The sequence below is a fragment of the Novosphingobium sp. SG751A genome, from assembly GCF_013149295.1.
GTDB lineage: Bacteria > Pseudomonadota > Alphaproteobacteria > Sphingomonadales > Sphingomonadaceae > Novosphingobium.
Genome location: NZ_JABGCB010000002.1, coordinates 374,580 through 392,809, shown reverse-complemented (window position 1 = coordinate 392,809; position 18,230 = coordinate 374,580). Strand labels below are relative to the sequence as shown.

15 protein-coding genes are annotated in these 18,230 nt (G+C 63.4%); 2 read left to right on the top strand and 13 right to left on the bottom strand.

The features are described 5' to 3' along the window. Window position 1 precedes the first annotated feature (1 nt). The 12 genes from FHW96_RS04185 to FHW96_RS04130 all read right to left on the bottom strand — a co-directional run bounded on the left by FHW96_RS04185 (window position 2) and on the right by FHW96_RS04130 (window position 13,026). Window positions 2-880, bottom strand: coding sequence for a protein-glutamate O-methyltransferase CheR (locus FHW96_RS04185; protein WP_256432795.1), 879 nt, complete (start codon window positions 878-880; stop codon window positions 2-4). Continuing rightward, on the bottom strand, window positions 877-1,362 hold the full coding sequence (locus tag FHW96_RS04180) for a chemotaxis protein CheW (RefSeq protein WP_172339279.1): 486 nt from the start codon (window positions 1,360-1,362) through the stop codon (window positions 877-879). Before FHW96_RS04180 ends, FHW96_RS04185 begins: the two co-directional genes overlap by 4 nt. Beyond that, entirely contained in the window at window positions 1,359-1,832 is a 474-nt protein-coding gene (locus tag FHW96_RS04175; RefSeq protein ID WP_172339278.1) for a chemotaxis protein CheW, read from the bottom strand. Before FHW96_RS04175 ends, FHW96_RS04180 begins: the two co-directional genes overlap by 4 nt. Next, on the bottom strand, window positions 1,829-3,805 hold the full coding sequence (locus FHW96_RS04170) for a chemotaxis protein CheW (protein ID WP_172339277.1): 1,977 nt from the start codon (window positions 3,803-3,805) through the stop codon (window positions 1,829-1,831). The genes FHW96_RS04175 and FHW96_RS04170 overlap by 4 nt, the downstream gene beginning before the upstream one ends. Then, entirely contained in the window at window positions 3,802-4,170 is a 369-nt protein-coding gene (locus FHW96_RS04165) for a response regulator (protein ID WP_168602471.1), read from the bottom strand. The genes FHW96_RS04170 and FHW96_RS04165 overlap by 4 nt, the downstream gene beginning before the upstream one ends. Next, the gene (locus tag FHW96_RS04160; RefSeq protein WP_172339276.1) at window positions 4,167-4,475 is read right to left on the bottom strand and encodes an STAS domain-containing protein; all 309 of its coding nucleotides are present in this window, start codon (window positions 4,473-4,475) and stop codon (window positions 4,167-4,169) included. Before FHW96_RS04160 ends, FHW96_RS04165 begins: the two co-directional genes overlap by 4 nt. Window positions 4,476-4,618: 143 nt before the next feature. Beyond that, entirely contained in the window at window positions 4,619-6,835 is a 2,217-nt protein-coding gene (locus FHW96_RS04155; protein ID WP_253950718.1) for an EAL domain-containing protein, read from the bottom strand. Further along, window positions 6,832-8,742, bottom strand: coding sequence for an ATP-binding protein (locus FHW96_RS04150; RefSeq protein WP_172339275.1), 1,911 nt, complete (start codon window positions 8,740-8,742; stop codon window positions 6,832-6,834). Before FHW96_RS04150 ends, FHW96_RS04155 begins: the two co-directional genes overlap by 4 nt. A gap of 167 nt (window positions 8,743-8,909) precedes the next feature. After that, complete coding sequence (locus FHW96_RS04145) at window positions 8,910-9,614, bottom strand: phosphatase PAP2 family protein (RefSeq protein ID WP_172339274.1); 705 nt, start codon at window positions 9,612-9,614, stop codon at window positions 8,910-8,912. A gap of 14 nt (window positions 9,615-9,628) precedes the next feature. Then, window positions 9,629-10,654 (bottom strand): YncE family protein, encoded by a 1,026-nt coding sequence (locus FHW96_RS04140; RefSeq protein ID WP_172339273.1) that lies wholly within the window; start codon window positions 10,652-10,654, stop codon window positions 9,629-9,631. Between the two features lie 135 nt (window positions 10,655-10,789). After that, window positions 10,790-11,431 (bottom strand): response regulator transcription factor, encoded by a 642-nt coding sequence (locus FHW96_RS04135; RefSeq protein WP_172339272.1) that lies wholly within the window; start codon window positions 11,429-11,431, stop codon window positions 10,790-10,792. Beyond that, window positions 11,428-13,026: a sensor histidine kinase gene (locus FHW96_RS04130; RefSeq protein WP_253950717.1), complete on the bottom strand. Its 1,599-nt coding sequence runs from the start codon at window positions 13,024-13,026 to the stop codon at window positions 11,428-11,430. Before FHW96_RS04130 ends, FHW96_RS04135 begins: the two co-directional genes overlap by 4 nt. 302 nt (window positions 13,027-13,328) lie before the next feature. Between FHW96_RS04130 and FHW96_RS04125 the strand changes: the two genes are divergently transcribed. Together FHW96_RS04125 and FHW96_RS04120 are read left to right on the top strand one after the other, a co-directional pair. Next, a complete protein-coding gene (locus tag FHW96_RS04125) occupies window positions 13,329-15,674 on the top strand; it encodes a TonB-dependent receptor (RefSeq protein ID WP_172339351.1) in 2,346 nt (781 codons plus the stop codon). 214 nt (window positions 15,675-15,888) lie between these two features. Continuing rightward, the gene (locus FHW96_RS04120) at window positions 15,889-16,158 is read left to right on the top strand and encodes a hypothetical protein (RefSeq protein WP_172339271.1); all 270 of its coding nucleotides are present in this window, start codon (window positions 15,889-15,891) and stop codon (window positions 16,156-16,158) included. 15 nt (window positions 16,159-16,173) lie between these two features. Here FHW96_RS04120 and FHW96_RS04115 read toward each other — a convergent pair whose 3' ends face one another. After that, window positions 16,174-18,195 carry a hypothetical protein gene (locus FHW96_RS04115; RefSeq protein ID WP_172339270.1) on the bottom strand — a complete coding sequence of 674 codons (2,022 nt, stop codon included), beginning with the start codon at window positions 18,193-18,195 and terminating at the stop codon, window positions 16,174-16,176. Window positions 18,196-18,230 lie beyond the last annotated feature (35 nt).

Sequence of the window (18,230 nt, the reverse complement as noted above, 5' to 3'; positions counted from 1 at the left end):
CCTATCCCTTCTTTCTGAACACCGTGTTGGCCACGGTGATGAGCGGCAGATCGAGCCCATGAGTCGATTCCGAATGGCCAAGGATCAGATGGCCTCCGGGGCGCAGATTGTCGCAAAGCCGCGCGATCACCTTGGCCTGAATGTCGCGCTCGAAATAGATGAGGACGTTGCGGCAAAAGATCACATCCATCGGCTCGCCAACCGGATAATGACCATCCATCAGGTTCAGCCGGGCAAAGCCGACCTTGCGGCGCAATTCCGGAATGATGCGCCCCTCCTTGCGCTGGGGGTCGCGGGCATTGACGACATAGCGCGCGCGCATGGCCGCCGGCACGGGGGCCAGCGCGACTTGCGGATAAATCCCGCGCCGCGCCTCGGCCAGAACGCTGGTGTCAATGTCGGTGGCCAGAATGAAATAATCCATATCGCGTTGTTCGGCCACGAAATCATCCAGCATCATGGCCAGCGTATAGGCCTCCATGCCGCTCGATGCCGCCGCGCTCCAGCAACGGATGCGGCGGCAGCGCTGGGCGCGCAATTCGGGCAGGATCGTCTGGACCAGATAGTCGAAATGGCCCGGTTCGCGGAAGAAATCGGTCTTGTTGGTGGTGATGGCATTGATGAAATCATCGACCGCCTCGTCGCTGGCATAGCCTGAGAGGATATGCTCGCAATAGGCGTCCATGCTCTCGAATCCGCCCTCGCGCACACGCTTGACCAGACGACCTTCGATCATCTGGGCCTTGGTAGAGGGCATCTTGATGCCGGTTTCGGCCTGAATATAGGCGGCCACGCGCCGAAACTGGCGGTCGCCGATGGCCGTCTTGGCCGGTTCGACGCCAAAGCCTTTGCCCGCCGTCCTGTCGGACTGGCCGCTCAAGGCACCCGTTCCCACGGTTCATTCGAGGACAGGCCGATCATCGCGGCATCCTGACTGGTCAACACGCGGGCAATATCAATCAGCACGACAAAGCCACCATCCTGCCGGATCACCCCGGTGATATAGTCCGAGCGCCAGCGGATGCCGATATCGGGTGCCTTTTCAATGCTTTCCCGCGCAAAGGCGCTGACCACCAGCGCGCGGTCGATCACCAGACCCAGCAGGATCACCTCGCCATCACGCGGCACCTCAAGGATGAGAATGCGCGTCAGCGGCGTCGGCTCGGCGCGTGGCAGGCCAAGGCGCAGCCGCAGGTCGATGGTCGGCACGCCAACCCCGCGCACATCGATCAACCCCAGAAAATGATCCGGCGCGCCCGGCAGGCGAAAGGTCTCCTGATAATCGAGGATCTCGCGCACCTGCTCGACCGGCACGGCAAAGACCTCGGCGCCAATGTTGAAGGTTACAGCCTGAACGGTCATGCCGCGCGCTCCTGACGGGTGGCCATGCCCAGACTTTCGGCAAAGATCAGTTCCAGATCGGGCAGGATCACGAATTGCCCCTGAGGCCGGGCGATCGCGCGGATGAAATCGGCCCGCCAGCGCATGCCGACCGGCGGCGCTTCCTCCACGGGCACGCCTTCCATCGCGGCCACATCCAGCACCTTGTCGGCCACAAGGCCGATGGTTGTGGGCTCGCCTTCCACCTCGGCCTCAATGACGATGACGCGCGTGTCCTCGCCATGATCGGCATGCACCATGCCAAAGGCCACGGCCAGATCGGTCAAAGGCACAATCGCGCCGCGCACATTGATCAGCCCGCTGGCGAAATCGGGCGCGCCGGGCACGCGGGTGATGGCCGGAACCTCAAGGATTTCGCGCACCGCCTGCGCGTCGATGGCAAAGATTTCGCCATCCAACGCAAATGTCAAAACGCGTTCGGGAACGATCATGCCACTTCCCCCGCTCTTTCGCCCAGCAGGCGCTGGTTCTTTTGCGCCGCCACGATCAGATTGCCCACGTCAAGGATCAGCGCGACATTGCCGTCGCCAAGGATCGTCGCGCCCGAAAAGCTGCCTTGCCCTGCGTGGAAGCGGGACAGGGATTTGATGACGGTCTGGGTGTTGCCGATGATCTGATCGACCACCAGGCCGACCCGGCCCCGGCCCTGCCCCACGATCACTACCTTTTGGAACAGATCCGCCGGATAATCGGTGCCGAATGTGTCGCGCAGGCGCAGATAAGGCACCAATTCGCCGCGCACATCGAGGAAATTGCGCCGCGCGGTCGAGGTCACCTCGGCGGCGGGCAATTCGATGCATTCCTCCACCACGGACAGGGGAATCGCGTAACGCCCCTCGCCCACGCGGACCAACATGCATTCGATGATCGCCAGCGTGAGCGGCAGATGCAGCGTCATGGTAGTGCCGACGCCCTGCGTGCTGGTGATGTCGATGGTGCCGCGCAAGGATTCGATGCTGCGCTTGACCACATCCATGCCCACGCCCCGACCCGACAGGCTGGTGATCGCCGCCGCCGTCGAAAATCCCGGGTGAAAGATCATCTGAAACAATTCGCCATCGCCCAGCACAGCGCCCGGCTGGATCAGCCCCTGCGCCTCGGCCTTGGCGCGCACGCGTTCGCGGTCGATGCCCCGGCCATCGTCGGTGATGGCAATCAGCACCTCGCCGCCTGCCTGCCGCGCCGAAAGGGTCAGACTGCCCGAAACCGGTTTGCCCGCCGCAATACGGTCATCGGCGGTTTCCAGCCCATGGTCGCAGGAATTGCGGATCAGGTGGATCATCGGATCGGCCAGCCGCTCGATCACGGTCTTGTCCACCTCGGTCGCCTCGCCATGGGTGACCAGTTCGATGGTCTTGCCCGTTTCGCGCGCCAGATCATGGACAAGACGACGGAAGCGGCCAAACAGATTGCCCACCGGCATCATCCGCATCGCCATCGTGGTGTCGCGCAATTCGGCCGACAGGCGCTCGATATCCTCCGACACCGCGCGCAGCGTCAGTTCATTGACCGGACCGCTGCTGGTCGCCAATTGCGCCAGACGGCTCTGGGCGATCACCAACTCGCCCACACGGTTCATCAATTCATCCAGACGCTCGGCGGCCACGCGCACGCTTTCCTGCGCGGGCGGCGCGGCTTTGGCCACCGGCTGGGGCGCGGCCAGCACCGTGGCGACGGGCAGCACCTCGACCGGCTCGTCGCTTTCGGGTTCTTCGATCAGGGGGGTGATCGCCAGATCCATATCGTCGATGACAAAGATGAAGACATCCTCGATGTCCTCACACGTCACATCGCCCTCAATCACGATGTCCCAGTAGATATAGCATTCGGTAGGCACCAGAGAGGCCAGAGGCGGCACTTCATCGAGGCGGGGCGTGATCCGGCAATCGCCAAGCCCGCGCAATTCATCGAGCAAGGGCAAGGGATTGGTGCCGTTGGCCATCGAGCCGGGGGGCAGCTTGAACGAAATATGCCAGCCCTTGCGCTCGGTCTGAATGGCTCGGGGGACCGCCATCCCCTCGCTGTTGGCCACCGCCTTTTCCAGCGAGGAGAGGATCGCCTCGCCCGCCATCTCCAGCATCGGGTCGCCCTGCGTGCCCACATCGATCAGCGCCTGCATGTGATCGCGCGCCGAAAGGACAACGCCGATCAGGGCCTGCGAGGCCTCGGCCTGTCCCTTGCGCACGCGGTCAAAGGCGGTTTCGCAATGATGGGTGAAACGTGCCAGCGCCTCGAACCCGAACATCGCGCCCGAGCCTTTGAGCGTGTGCAGCCCGCGAAAGACCTCATCCACCAGCCCGGTGTTGGTTGAATCCCCGGCCAGATCGAGCAGCGCCGCCTCGATCGAATCGAGCAGCTCGCCCGCCTCCACCCGAAAGGCGGCGACCGGATCGTCCTCGCTCACCGCCCCAGAACCTTGCGCGCGATCTTGACCAGTTGGTCGGCGTTAAACGGTTTGACCAGCCAGCCGGTCGCGCCCGCAGCCTTGGCCTGGCCCTTGACGCCATCGTCGCTCTCCGTGGTCAGAAAGATGATGGGCACGCCGGTCTGCTTGCCGCTCTTGCGGATTTCGCGGATCATGGTCAGCCCGTCCATGCGCGGCATGTTCAAGTCGGTGATGATCATGTCAAAGCGCTGGGCTCCCGCCTTGGTCAGCCCTTCCATGCCATCGCCCGCCTCGGTGACGGTATAGCCCGCCCCGGTCAGCGCAATGCGCACCGCCATGCGCAGGCTGGAGGAATCATCGACGGTAAGAATGGACGCGCTCATGCAGGGATAACTCCGTGGAACCAGAAATCGATATCGGCATGGGTCTGGGGATAGAGGCCCGCGCGGGCGAGCAGCGAGATCAGCACCGGATTGGCAGGCGCGGTCAGGCGTAACTGGTGATGGTGGGCCTCGGCCTCGGCCCGCGCGGCCAGAATAAGCTGCACCACGCCCAGATCGCCTTCCTCCAGCCGGTCGACGTCCAGATCGACATCCTGCCCGGCCAGAAAGGCCTCGCACAGCGCCTCATGGGCCGCGCAAACCGTTTGCAATGTGACCTGCGGTGCCAGTCGTACCAATATCGCCATCGTCAAGCCCAGCCCTGCCAAGGGTCAACCAGAATGCCCTTGCGTCAGGCGGGTTTAGCAAAAGCGTGTAGATGGTTGCTTTGGGGGGGACTGCGTAAAGTCACGCAGTCGGGGGGAAATCATAAGGCGCGCCAAAGGCAAACTCAGTCCTGACCGGGCCAGCCTTCCTCAATGAAGCGCGGCCCCATCGCATGGGTCAGCACCTGCGCGACATCATCGGGCGCCAGCGGGCGGCTGAAGAGGAAACCCTGCATCTCCGAACAGATCTGACGCTTGAGATAATCGAGTTGCTCGCGACTCTCGACCCCTTCAGCCACACAGCCAAGGCCCAGATTTTGCGCCAGCGAGAGGATACCCTGCACCACGGCGGCGGCATTGGGCTCGGTGGCCACCTCGCTCATAAAGGTGCGGTCGATCTTGATCCGATCCAGCGGAAATCGGCGCAGATAAGACAGCGAGGACCAGCCCGTGCCGAAATCATCGAGCGAGAGCGTGACGCCCAGCGCCTTGAGATCGTTCATGATCTGGATCGTCACCTCGGTATCGTCCAGCGTCAGGCTCTCGGTCAACTCCAGTTCGAGCCATTGCGGGTCCATGCCCGAAACCTCCAGCGCGCGCTTGACGCTTTTGACGATATCGCCGCGATAAAATTGCTGGGCCGACAGGTTGACCGCCATGCGGATCGGCGGATGCCCCGCCTGCTGCCACGCCGCATTCTGCCGGCACGCCTGCACCAGGGCCCATTCGCCCACCTCGACAATCAACCCCAGTTCTTCGAGCAGCGGCACGAAAACATTGGGCAATACCAGCCCCTGAACCGGGTGGTTCCAGCGCAGCAAAGCCTCGACCCCGGTGATATGATAGCCGTCCAGCGCGATCTGGGGCTGATAATAGAGCGTGAACTCTTCGTTGACGCAGGCCTGATGAATATCATTGGCCAGTTCCTGCCACCGCATCGTGGCTTCGTTCATCGCGGGGGTGAAATGGCGGTGGATGCCCCGCCCGTTGCCCTTGGCGTCATACATGGCCGTGTCGGCCGCGCGCAGCAGCTTGCCCGGATCCTCGCCATCCTGCGGAAAGGTGCTGACGCCGATGCTGCCGCCGATGTGCAACTGATGCTGCTCGATCAGGAAGGCGCTCTTGAGCGCGTGCAGCACCTTGGCCGCGACCACATCGACATCACTCGAATTATCCACATCGCCCAGCAGGATGACGAATTCATCGCCCCCCAGCCGCGCCGCCGTATCGCATTCGCGCAGGCATGCCCGCAACCGGTCGGCCACGGTCTGTAACAGCATGTCGCCCACATGATGGCCCAGCGAATCGTTGATATGCTTGAAATGGTCCAGATCGAGCATCATCACCGCCACCTTCTGGCCGCAGCGGCGGGCCTGCGCCACGGCATGGCCCAGCCGGTCAGTCAACAGCGTCCGGTTTGGCAGCCCCGTCAGCGCATCGTGCAGCGCCATATAGCGGATGCGGGCTTCGGCCTCCTTGCGGTCGCTGGTGTCGCGGATATTGTACTGGATCACCGTCTGATGCTCGTTGCGGTAACGCCGCCCGATCACCTCGACATGGATCGGGGCGCCCGCGGCGCTTTTCAATTCCCAATCGTCATATTTGACCGTTTCGCACCGGGCAATGTCCTCCACCGCCGCGCGGCAGGCCGGGATATGTTCAAAGCACGGCAATTCCCAGAAGAGCCGCCCCAGAATGGCGGGCCGATCATGGCCCAGCATCGCCGCCAGCGCCGGATTGGCATCGATCACCCGCCCGCTGGCCGCATCCAGCAGCAGCAAGCCGTCATGGGCGGTTTCGAACAGGCGACGATAGCTCTGCTCGGATTGCTGGCGGCTGATTTCGGCCTCATGGCGGGCGCGAATTTCGCTTTGCAACAGCGCGTTCTTGCGCGCCATCTGCCGTTGCGCCTCGCGCAGGGCCAGATGGGTGCGCACACGGGCCAGCAGTTCCTCGGTCTGAAACGGCTTGCTGATATAGTCGACCCCGCCCGCCTGAAAGGCCGACATCTTGTCGCTCACATCAGTGAGCGCGGTCATGAAGATGACGGGAATGTCGCAGGTGGCCGGATTGGCCTTCAGCCGGCGACAGGTCTCAAACCCGTCAATGCCCGGCATCATCACGTCCAGCAGGATCAGATCGGGCTGGCCCAGTTCGGCGCGCTTGAGGCCCTCCATCCCGTCCTGCGCCACGGTGACGTTATAATTGTTATCCTCCAGATGCTCGCCCACCACGCCCAGATTGACCGGATTGTCATCGACCACCAAAATGGTCTGAACCATCGCATCGGCATCGGCGGCGGTATTGGCATCGGCGACAAAGGCGCCCGACATATCGCTCATGCCTGCTCCTCCATGCTGGTTTCGATCAGGGCCAACAGGGCCTGCGACTGAAACGCGCGCGCCATGCGGGTGATCGTTTCGGCAAAGGCGCGATAGGCGGTATCGAGAGCGGCAATCCTCTCGGCCTCGCCGCGCACCGCGCGCATATTGCCCGCCGCCGCCGCCGCGTGCAGCGCGCCCAGCACATCGGCAGGGGGTATGGTCATCGCCTCCTCCTTCGCCTCGGCCTGTTCGATGGTCCATTCCACCCCGATCGCCTCGCCCACCAGCCGGATCATCTCGGCCCGGTCCAGCGGTTTGGGCAGGAAGGAGCGGGCGCCTGCGGCCAGCGCGGCGCTCTGATGCTGGGGCGAAATGCCCGAGGAAACCGCAATGACCGGCACATGGCGCAAGCCCTTATGCTCGCCCAGCGCCTGAATGGCCTCAAGCCCGTCCATGCCAGGCATGCGAATGTCCATCATGATGAGATCGGGCAACGATGCGATGGCCTGCGCGATCCCCTCCTGTGCATTGGGCGACTGTTCGACCGCAAAGCCCAGATCGACCAGCAGCGCGGCCAGCACTTCGCGGTTGGCGGTGATATCATCGACGATCAGAATCCGGCGCCGATCCCCGCGATAGCCGGTGCATTCGGCCGGGTTGACATCGCCCCCCGATTGCCGGTGCGAGATGGCAAGATCGAGGTCGAACCAGAACAGGCTGCCCTCGCCCACCACGCTTTCCACCTTGAGCGCGCTGTCCATCAATTCGATCAACTGGCGGCTGATCGACAGGCCAAGGCCCGTGCCGCCCGAGCGCTTGTCATTGGCGCCCACCTGTTCAAAAGGCTTGAAGATGGCGGGCAATTCCTCCTGCGCAATGCCCACCCCGGTGTCGCGCACCGAGAAGCTGAGCCGCACGCTCTGGCCGCTGATCATCAGCACGCTGGCGCCCAGCGTCACCCGGCCGCGGTCTGTGAATTTGACCGCATTGCCCAGCAGGTTGAGCAGAACCTGTCGCAGCCGTTTTTCATCGGCCAGAACGAAATCGGGCAGATCGGGGGCCAGATCGCAGACAAAATCCAGCGCCTTTTCCTCGGTCCGCACGCGCATGATCGCCGCGATACCTTTCAAAAAACCGCGCAGGTCGGTGCTGGTGGGATAAAGCTCCAGCTTGCCCGCCTCGATCTTGGACAGGTCGAGAATGTCATTGATCAGCGTAAGCAGGTGCTGGCCGCTGTCATGGATGGTGCGGGCGGCGTGCTGGTGGCGCTCCTCGATGCCCTTTTCGCGCATCATCAATTGGGCATAGCCCATCACGGCATTGAGCGGCGTGCGCAATTCATGGCTCATATTGGCCAGAAAGTTCGACTTGGCCTGACTGGCGCTTTCGGCCACGGACCGGGCAATGTCCAGTTCGCGGCTGCGCTCGGCCAACTGGGCCTGAATGCTTTTGCGCTCGGCTATTTCGGCCTGCAATTGCTCGATGGCCGCATCGCGCTCCAGCACGCGCGTGGCCAAGGCCTCATTGGCCAACCGCAATTGCGTGGGCGATGGAATGGCCAGCAGCTTGGGCATCAGCGGCCAGAACGCGGCCGCCGTCGCCACCGAGACCACCGCAGTCAGCGCCTTGACCAGCGCCTGAATGCCGTAAATCGGATACCACAGCGTGATGATCGAAATGATATGCGTTGCCCCGCAGGCCAGAATGAACACCGCAAAACAGATGAACACCCAGCTGAAGGCAATGTCGCCGCGCCTGCGCACCAGCATGACCAGCGCGATCGGTATGGTGAAATAGGCCAGCGCGGTGATCGCATCCGCCGTCACATGGGTCCAGATCAGTTCCGGTTGCCAAAGCAGGCAAAAGCCATGCGGGGCATAACCCTGACTATTCAGAATATTATGAAGATACCGCAGCAAGGCCATGCCTTTCATCCACCCAAACATGGACGATTTAACACAGCACCTTTTGATATATTGCAGATCGGCAATCGAACAAAATAGAGAAAACCACCTATGCTTTCGTATTAGGCAGATTTACACATACCGAGCCTGCCGCTCACCTTTGGCAAACAGCAGGCCCGAATGCCTCCTCAGATCTTGCTCAATTCGACCCGCGCCGCCGCCACCTTGTCGGCCAGACGCGGATCGTTCAGCAACAGCGTGGCTGCCAGCGTGCCGATCACCTCGCTGGCCTGAATGTCGCTGGCATAATGCGCGCCGCAATATTCGCGGCTCATCGCATAATCCTGCGCGCGGTCCATGATCTTGCCCGCCCGGGCCGGCACCAGCCGCGCCAGCGCCACGCCCACCGAATAGCCCAGCGTCGAATGGCCCGAGGGATAGGAACGATAGGCAGGCTTGGCCGGATCGGCCTTGCCCTCGCAGAAGGGCAGCGTGGCATCGGCGCTGTAGGGGCGCATGCGATGAAAATGCTCCTTGGCAAGGCTGGCCACGATGGCGGATTCATGATCGACGATTTCCAGCAATTCCCACGTCGCGGGCAGCTTTTTCAGATCGACCCCCAGCGTTTCATTAAAGATCGCCGGGTCTTCGTGGATCGCATCCTCATAGGCCTGCTTCAACCGCTGCGGGCTGGCGCTGGCGATCAACTGGTGCAAAGCGGCCAGTTCGCGCGCGTTGGCGGACATATCGCGGGCCACCGGCGCGGGCAGGATCAGGACCGGCTGAAACAGCGCGCCGTCCAGATATTGCAGCGTCTTGGGCGCGGTTTGCGCCATACCCGCATCAGGAATGGCCAGCATCAGCAAGGCAGCGCTCAGGGTGGTTTTCATCATCGCAAATTCCCTCTTCAGGCTTTGGGCGAAACGACCAGAATGACAAAGCTGCCCGGCACCGGCTTGCCGCGCTTGGCTCCGGCCTCGGGCGCGGCCAGCGTGGCGGCGGGCAGATAGACCCGGCCATCGCGCGGGTCCACAGCGCCGGTCTTGGCGCCGATCTGGGTGGGGATGACCTGCGCCACGGTGACATGATCAGGGCGGCGAATGTCGAGCGCGACCAGCGTGCCGCTTCCGCCGCAGGGGACGAAGGCCAGCCCGCGCGCCTCGTCGGCGATCACCGCATCGGCGTCCTTGCCGATGGGCAGCTTGGCCACCGCCTTGCCGCTGGCCACATCGGCCACCACCGCCACGCCATTGGCGCAGGCCGAGATCAGGCGCTTGCCCCCGGCCACCATCGCCAGGCCCGTGGGGCCAACGCAACCGGGCATGGCGATCTTGCGCAGCAAGCGGCCGGCTTTCAGATCGACTTCGGCAATCTTGTTCTCATCCTCAAGATTGACAAAGGCCCCGCCGCGCCCGTTGCTGACCGCAAATTCCAGCCCGCCCGCCAGCTTCATCGTGCCGGTCACCGCATGGGTCTTGGCGTCGATGCTGGTGATCGTGTCGTTGCCGGGGCTGAACACCGCGATCTGGCCGGTTGCGGCATCATAGAAAGCCGCATCGGGCTTCTTGCCGCTGGGCACCTGCGCGATCACTTTGCCGGTCGCCACTTCGACAAAGCGGGTCAGGCCGCTCTTGCCGTCGGTTTCCACAAGGGTCGCGCCATCGTCAATCAGGATCACCTGATGCCCACCCTCGGCACTGGCCACCGCATCGGTCACCTTGCGCGTGGCCAGATCGACCGCCATCACCGCATTGCTTCGCGCGACATAAAGCACCCCGCGCGGAGCATCGACCCGCGCATAATCCCAGCCGCCGTCGGCACCGGCGATCTTGTCAGTCACGCTGTAATGCGCGCGGGTTTGGGCCAGGCCGGAGGTTGCCGCCATCGCTGCGATCAGCGCCATGCCCGCGCCCGCCCATTTCGTCATGGTCATAATGTGATGTCCTGTCTGGCGGTCAGTACGATCCTGCCGCTCGTGATAGTCGGCGGGTAGGAAGCGCGCATGACAGTTGGATGACGGTCCCCGGCGACGCCCCCTCAAACCGCCGCAAATGACAAATTTAGAATGTCAGGATGCAGCCCCATGCTGCCCCTGTCCCGCGCGTACCAGCAGCGCCAGTTCGGTGCGGTTGCCCACATTCAGCCGGTCGAAGATGCGATGGAGATAGACCTTTACCGACCCTTCGGAAATGGCCAGATTCTCGGCAATTTCACGGTTGCGCAGTCCTGCGGCCACGCCTTCGACGATCCTCCGGTCCCGCTCGGACAAAGCATCGAGCGGGCTTGTTTCAGACGGCTTTGAGGCCAGCATGAAGGCCCGCTCCATCATCGGCATGGAGATCGCCCGCGCGCCTGACATCACCGTGTCGATGGCCTGTTTCAACGCCGCAGCATCGCTGTCCTTCATCAGGATGCCATTGACCCCCAGCCGGATCGCGGCCACCAGACTGGCATCGTCGATCTCGGCCGCCAGCATCAGCACCGGCCGCGCATCGCCCCGCGCGCGCAAAGCCTCGATCACCGCCACGCCATTGCGCCCCGGCATCCGCAGATCAACGATCAGCAGATCAGGATCAACATCGCCCACCGCCGCCAGCGCCGCATCGCCATCGCCCACCGAGCCGACAATCGTAAAACCCAGACTGCCCAGAACCTGCTCCAGCCCGGCGCGCAAAAAGGCGTGATCATCGGCAATGACGATCCGGGTCATCCGGCAGGCTCCATCGGCAGGTTTACAAGCACGCGCGTTTGACCGTGGATGGTCCCCACGGTCAAGCCCCCTCCCAGGCGTGCCACGCGCGCGGCGATGGATTGCGGCGGAATGCCCTGCGCATCGGGAGCAAAACCGCTGCCGTCATCGAGAATGGCCATGGTCAACCGCCCCTCGGCGATGCCCAGTTCGACGCGGACATGGCCCGCGCCGCCATGGCGAGCGGCATTGGCGGTAGCCTCGCGCAGGATCTGCTGGATCTCGAAATTGAGCGCGGTGGGCACGATGACCGGACTATCCCCCACCACTGATACGGGCACCAGCCATTGCGCGCAAAGCTGATCGGCCAGCGGAGGCAATTCCTGCATCAGGTCGCGCCGGCCCGGCTGGATCTGGCCCTGATGCAGGCGCTCGATGATGGCGCGCACATGGCTCTGTTCGTCCGCCAGCCCGGCGCAGAGCAGGTCGATGTCATCAGGCGCGGCCAAGCCCTTCGCCAGTTTATAGCGCAAGGCCTCCAGCCGGAATTTGGCCCCGGCCAGCGTTTGCACCACACTATCATGCAGATCAGCGGCAATCTGGGTGCGCAGACGCGACATGGCCAGTTCGCGCGCCATAGCCTCGGTTTCCTCTTCATCCATCGCGGCGGCAATCTCGCGCACCACGCTTTTTGCGGCGAACAGATCGTCACAATTAAGGCCCGCTATGCCCGTCAGCACCAATTGCCCGCGCCCGGTGCGCCCGACAATCGGCAATGACAGGCCCTGCGCCCCGGCAAAACCCGCGATCAGCCCGTCCACCGGCGCGGGCGCCATAGCCACCATGCGATCCTGTTCATTCAGCCCCAGCGCCCGGCGGCGCGGATAGTCGAACACCATGCCCCCTGCCGGCAAAGGCGCATCCAGAGCGGCCAGTTCAAACCCATCCGCCACCGTCCCGGCCATGCGGATCACAGGCCGCGTTTCGCCCTGCGCCGCCCATGCGATAGCGCCCCCGGCCGCACCATAGGCCCCCATCGCATAATCCAGCACCCCAGCCAGCGGCTCCTGCGCCAGATCGGGCTTTATATAACGGGCAACCGGCACACTCTGCCGGTTAAACGCAAACCAGCCCAGCATCAGCGAGAGCAGCGCCAGCGTGCTGAAGCGGCGGATGAATTTGGTCGTGTCGAAATGAAACTCGCCCCATTCGACCAGCAGCCCCGCCAGCAGAAAACACGCCGCCAGCCCCGCCGCGATCAGCAGGATGGAGCGCCTGCTCCACCGCGTGGCCGAATTAAGCATCAGAAAGGCGAAGAATGCCATGAAGGAGCTGAAGAAATCCAGCGTCACCGCCTCGGTCAGATAGAGGCCGACAAGGAAGGTGGCGACATCGACCGCAAAGGCCGCCCGCGCCAGCCGGAAATCATACCACCAGCTTTGCGCCGCCACCGCCAGCATCGCCAGCGCAAAGACCAGATAGGCGCCAAACAGCCAGACCGTTTCCAGCCCGCCCTGCGCATGATGATGCGGCGCCATCCAGAGCCAGACCGCAAACAGGGCCGCCATCAGACTGCGCATCACGGCCAGAACCAGACCGGAACGCGAACGGGTCAAACCCGGCTCCTTTCAGATGTTGCGGGACAGGCCCTCTTCCTTGGCACGAATTTCGGTCCAGTCAATCCAGGGCGTCAATCCGGGGCCCCCAGATGCAACACCGGGAACGCGCCCGCGAAGAATGCATCCGAATCGTCACAAAAGTGCAAACATCGATGGATAGAGGGCGCTGTAACTTATTAATTAACTAAAGTTACTACCAACAGCGGCCACCCTCTCCAACCTGGCCGCACCCCTCGGAGGAATATCAGGTGAAACATTCCAAGGCCCTTCTCGCCCTGCCGCTTTGCGCGCTTGTGCTGATGAATGCGGGCGTTGCTCATGCCGCAGACGCCGCACCCGCCGACGGCAACAGCACCGGCCTGACCGACATTGTCGTGACCGCCACCAAGCGCGAGACGAACCTGCAAAAGACCCCGGTGGCCATCTCGGTGGTCAGCGAGCAGGTCATCAAGGACCGCCATGTTCAGAGCCTGATCGACCTTGCCGATGGCGGCGTGCCCTCGCTGCGCGTGGCCACGTTTGAGGCGCGCCAGTCGGCCCTCACGGTCGGCATCCGCGGCATCGTGCCCTTTGACCAGAACCAGACCGCCCGCGACACCGGCGTCGGCGTTTATATCGACGGCGTCTATCTCGCCCGCTCGCAGGGCCTGAACGCCGCGCTGTTCGACGTTTCGCGCATCGAAGTGCTCAAGGGTCCGCAGGGCACCCTGTTTGGCCGCAACACCGAAGGCGGCGCCGTCAGCATCGTGACGCGCGACCCCAGCGGCCAGTTCGGCGGCCGCTTCTCGGCAGGCGTGGGCAATTACGGCAGCCACACCGCCGAGGGCCATCTCGACCTGCCCGAATTCAACAATATCGCGGTCAAGATCGACGCGGTGGAGCAGCATCAGGACGCCACCGTCAAGAACCCGCTGGCGGGCCAAGCCGGGTGGAACCAGTATGAGCGCGTGGGCGGGCGCATCAGCGCCAAGTGGACCCCGGTTCAGGGCTTCTCGGCCTTGCTGTCCTATGACAAGGGGCGCGACGAAAACACGCCCAATTTCAGCCAGCTGATCAACTATAACCCGCAGGGGCGCACGGTTGGCCAGTATGTTCTGAACAGCACCACCAACAAATACTACCTGGCCTCGCCGGGCACCGCCACGGCCTGCTCGTCCTGCATCGCGCCGCTCTCCTCGCTGGTCACGCCCACGGGCGGCAGCCGCCTTTCGGTCGCCCCGATCAGCCTGCCGCAACAGCCCAGCGTGGACCGCACCGAGGGCACCTCGCTGCATCTCAACTATAAGCTGATGCCCAGCATGGAACTGCGCTCGATCACGGCATGGCGTCGCGTTTCGACCGAGCAGTGGGACAATTCGGGCGGCGCCGCACGCACGATCTTTGCCCCCAACACCGCTTTCAGCCGCTACAGCCTGTCCTATCTCAATCAGCGCCAGTTCAGCCAGGAACTGCAACTGGTGGGCAGCATCCCGCAGGTCGAATATGTGCTGGGCGCCTATTACTTCAACGAACGCGCACAGGAACAGGCCTCGACCCCTTCGTCGAACACCTGGAACGTCGATGGCACCGGCTATACGATCAACAGCGAAACGGTGTCGGGCGCGGTCACCTCGGCCAATCAGGGCTGGGCCATCGGTCAGCAGTTCCTGCAGCGCGCCAGCCAGGCCTATGCCAAGAGCTATGCCGCATTTGGCCAGATGACCTATACGCCCGAATGGCTGGACGGCAAATTCCACCTGACGCTGGGCGGGCGCTATACCAACGAAAAGCGCAACGGCACGCTCTATATGGTGCAGGGCGTATCGACCAACTTCCTGTTCAACGAAAGCGTCAGCCGCTTCGACCCGCTGGCCGTGGCCGCCTATGAGCTGACGCGCAACGTCAACCTCTATGCCAAGTATTCGACCGGCTATCGCGCGGGCGGCGCCAATGACCGTTCGCAGACGTTCAACTCGTTTGGCCCCGAGGTCGTGCGCTCGTATGAAATCGGCACCAAGATGGACCTGATGGACCATCATGTGCGCCTGAATCTGGCCGGTTACATGATGGACCGCACCGGCACCCAGACCGACTTTGACAATGTCGACACCAACCCCAACAGCCCGACCTTCAACCTGCACACCGAGGAAACCCGCAACGCACCGGGCACCTCCAAGATCCGCGGGATCGAGGCCGATCTGACGGTCAAGCCGGTCGAGGGCGTCACGCTGGGCGCGTCTTATGCCTATACCTACACCTTCGTTCCGCCCACGGCCAATCCGTTCCTGAACAATGCGCTGTATCAGGTCTATGTGGTCTATACGCCGCGCAACGCCGCCTCGGCCTATGCCGATTACGTCATGCCGGTGAACGCCAACGGCAGCGAAGTGCGCGTGCATCTGGACGCCAATTACGCCCAGTCGCAATACAGCTTCCAGAACGAGGCGGTGAAAACCGACGCCAGCTTTGTGGTCAATGGCCGCATCGCCCTGGCCTCGGTGCCGATGAGCGGCGCGACCAAGGCGACCTTCTCGGCGTGGAGCCGCAACTTGTTCAACACCACCTACATCTATCGCCGCTCGGGCGCGAATGATGCGGTGCTGGGCGATTATGGCAATTTCAACCCGCCCCGCACCTTCGGCGGCGAGGTGCAGATCACCTTCTAAAAGGCATTACCCCACACGAGGTGCAGACTCCCTCGTGCTATAAAGAGAACAGACCCCCATCCTGGACGGGCGGCCCGCAAGGTCGCCCGTCTTTTTGCGCATCGGCCACACAGGCGGCTTTTACGCAAACTTCACGCGATCGCCCCCAGCTTCGCGTGGAGGCTTAACGCGCATGGGGCGTAGGACGGGATCGTGCTCAAGGCAGGAACGTTCCATGTCGCCCATCTATCGTCTCTTGAAACCCGCCCCCGGCCCGCGCGCCGATCGCGCCCTGCGGTTGACCGGGCTTGCCTTGCTGGCCTTGGCGGCAGGGTTGGTGCGACTGCTCTTTATCGGGCGCCATGCCTTGCCTACCCATCCCGGCTCTCCCTGGGAAATGGTCGTTACGATGGGGGCCGTGCTGCTGTTCTGGTGCGGCAATGTGCTGGCGATGGCGGGCGACGCCCTGCTGCGCCCGATGGCGCGCCCCCCTCGCCCGCTTTAGACTGCTAACCGATGCTCAACTCTTAGGTTTGATCAGCTTGACCGTGTTCGTATTGCCCGGAATGACAAAGCGCACAGCATCGCTGCTGGCGCTGCATGCCGCGCCGCGTTCGGGGCGATAGCTTGACTGATAGCGCACCCCGGTAAACATCTCGCGCGCCGCTTCGGTAAAGATGAAGGGCGGATAGGCGATCACGGTGCGGACCTGTGCGGTATTGCCATCGGCAAGAATGTCGAATTCGGTGCGCGCCCAGCCCTCGAAACCATAGCGCAGCGCGTCTTGCGGGAAACGGGACGGCCAACTGTTGGTGTTGGTCACGGCGGGACGCGGACCTATCATCGCGCATTGCTCCTGCGTCAGGCCGGTGGCGGAAAACCACTGCGCCGCCTTGTCCAGATCCCCGCTGCGGGCCGCTTCATTGGCCAGCCGCAACTGAGCGAACTGGCGCAGGGGGTGATGTTCGGCCAGTCGCTGATCCTCGGCCACGCGCAGCAGCGCGGCGTGGCCTCGCCCGCCCTGACCGACACGGGGACGGCGGGGCGCGCCCAGCAGCAGCGCGGTATCCTGCGCCAGTGCATCCTGAGCCAGCGCTGGGTCCTCGGCCAGCTTCAGCATACGATCCACGGCCGCCTGCTCATCATCCATCCCTCTGAGGCTCTTGTTGGGCCGCGAGGATTCCAGCAGAACCATAGCGGCGCGGCCAGCCTCAGCCGGGATGCCCGGAAAGCCTCCCCGCGCCAGCACCAGCCCCCGCTCGATAGAGGCATCCCGGTCCTGCGCCCCGCGCAGATCGACCAAAGCCAGCCCCACGCGGGCGGCCAGTTCAGTATCGGCCTTACCTGCCTTCTGTGCCGCCTCGGCCCCCGCCAGCCATTGCGGCCATGACCCAAGGTTGCTTTCAACCGCCTGCGCCCATTGGGCAAACCGGGCCATCAGCGGGTTGCGCGGCGAAACCCCGCCCATACCTTCAGCGCGGGTGCAGACGATCTCGACTCGCGTGGCGGCACGAAAGAAATCGGGGATGAGCGCGGCCTCTTCGCGCGGCCATGCCCATTGCCGAACCGCGCGGGCAAAAGCCGCTGCCTTGGCATAGGAACCATTGGCATAGACGGTGCGAGCACTGTCCACCTGCCCGGAATCGTCAATGCTGAATTCAACCACGGCGCGGTCCTCCGGCTCCAGCCCGGTGTCGGGGCCGCACATCGGGGGCTCCATCTGCGCTGCCTTGGCAAAGGGGGATTTTGCCAGCCGCCCCGCGCCGGATTCGGCCATATAGCGATAGGCCGACTCACGGTCCCGCGTCAGCATGGCCGCCTGCGCGAGATCGGCGCGCAGCAGGGTTTCCTCGACCGACAGGCGATCATGGCGGGTCTCGGTCAGCTTGAGCGCCAATTCGAGCGCCGCGCGCCCGTCCTTTGCCCGGCCGCGATTGAGCAGAATGCGGCCCTTCATCATCTGCCACATCGCCTGCGCATGTTTGTCCGGCTTGGCCCCGGCCGAGGCCAGCCCATAGCCTTCCTCCACCGCATCGAGCGCCTGATTGTCGCCGTCAAAGCTGGTCAGTTGCGCCAGCCACATCAACGTCTGCGAGCGATCCTCGCCTTTCAGCAGCGCCAGCGCGGCGCGGTAATGACCCAGCGCCGTATCATGATCCCATCGCGCCGCGGCCAGATTGCCCAACCGTTGTTCGACGCGCACCACTTCATTGGCAAAATCATCACCTGCCTTGGTCAGTTGGGGCAAGCCCTGCTGCACTAAGACCTCGCCCTGCGCGGTTTCGCCCGTGGCAATCAGGCAATCACCGCGCCGCACGGCAATCGCCGCATAGGGCAAGCTGCCGGGTTTGATCTGCGGATTATCGGCCAGTTGCGCAAAGATCGGCAGAGCCTTGACGCAATCATTGGCCACCCATGCATCGGTGGCGGCATTGAACAGCGATTGAAGGTCGGGCTTTGCATCGGGCGCGGTTTGCGCGCAAAGCGGCGCGGCCATTTGCACAGCCAACACCGCAACCAGAGTAATGCGCGAGATCTGCAAGACACTCTCCCGATTTACATAGTTTGTTCATGGTC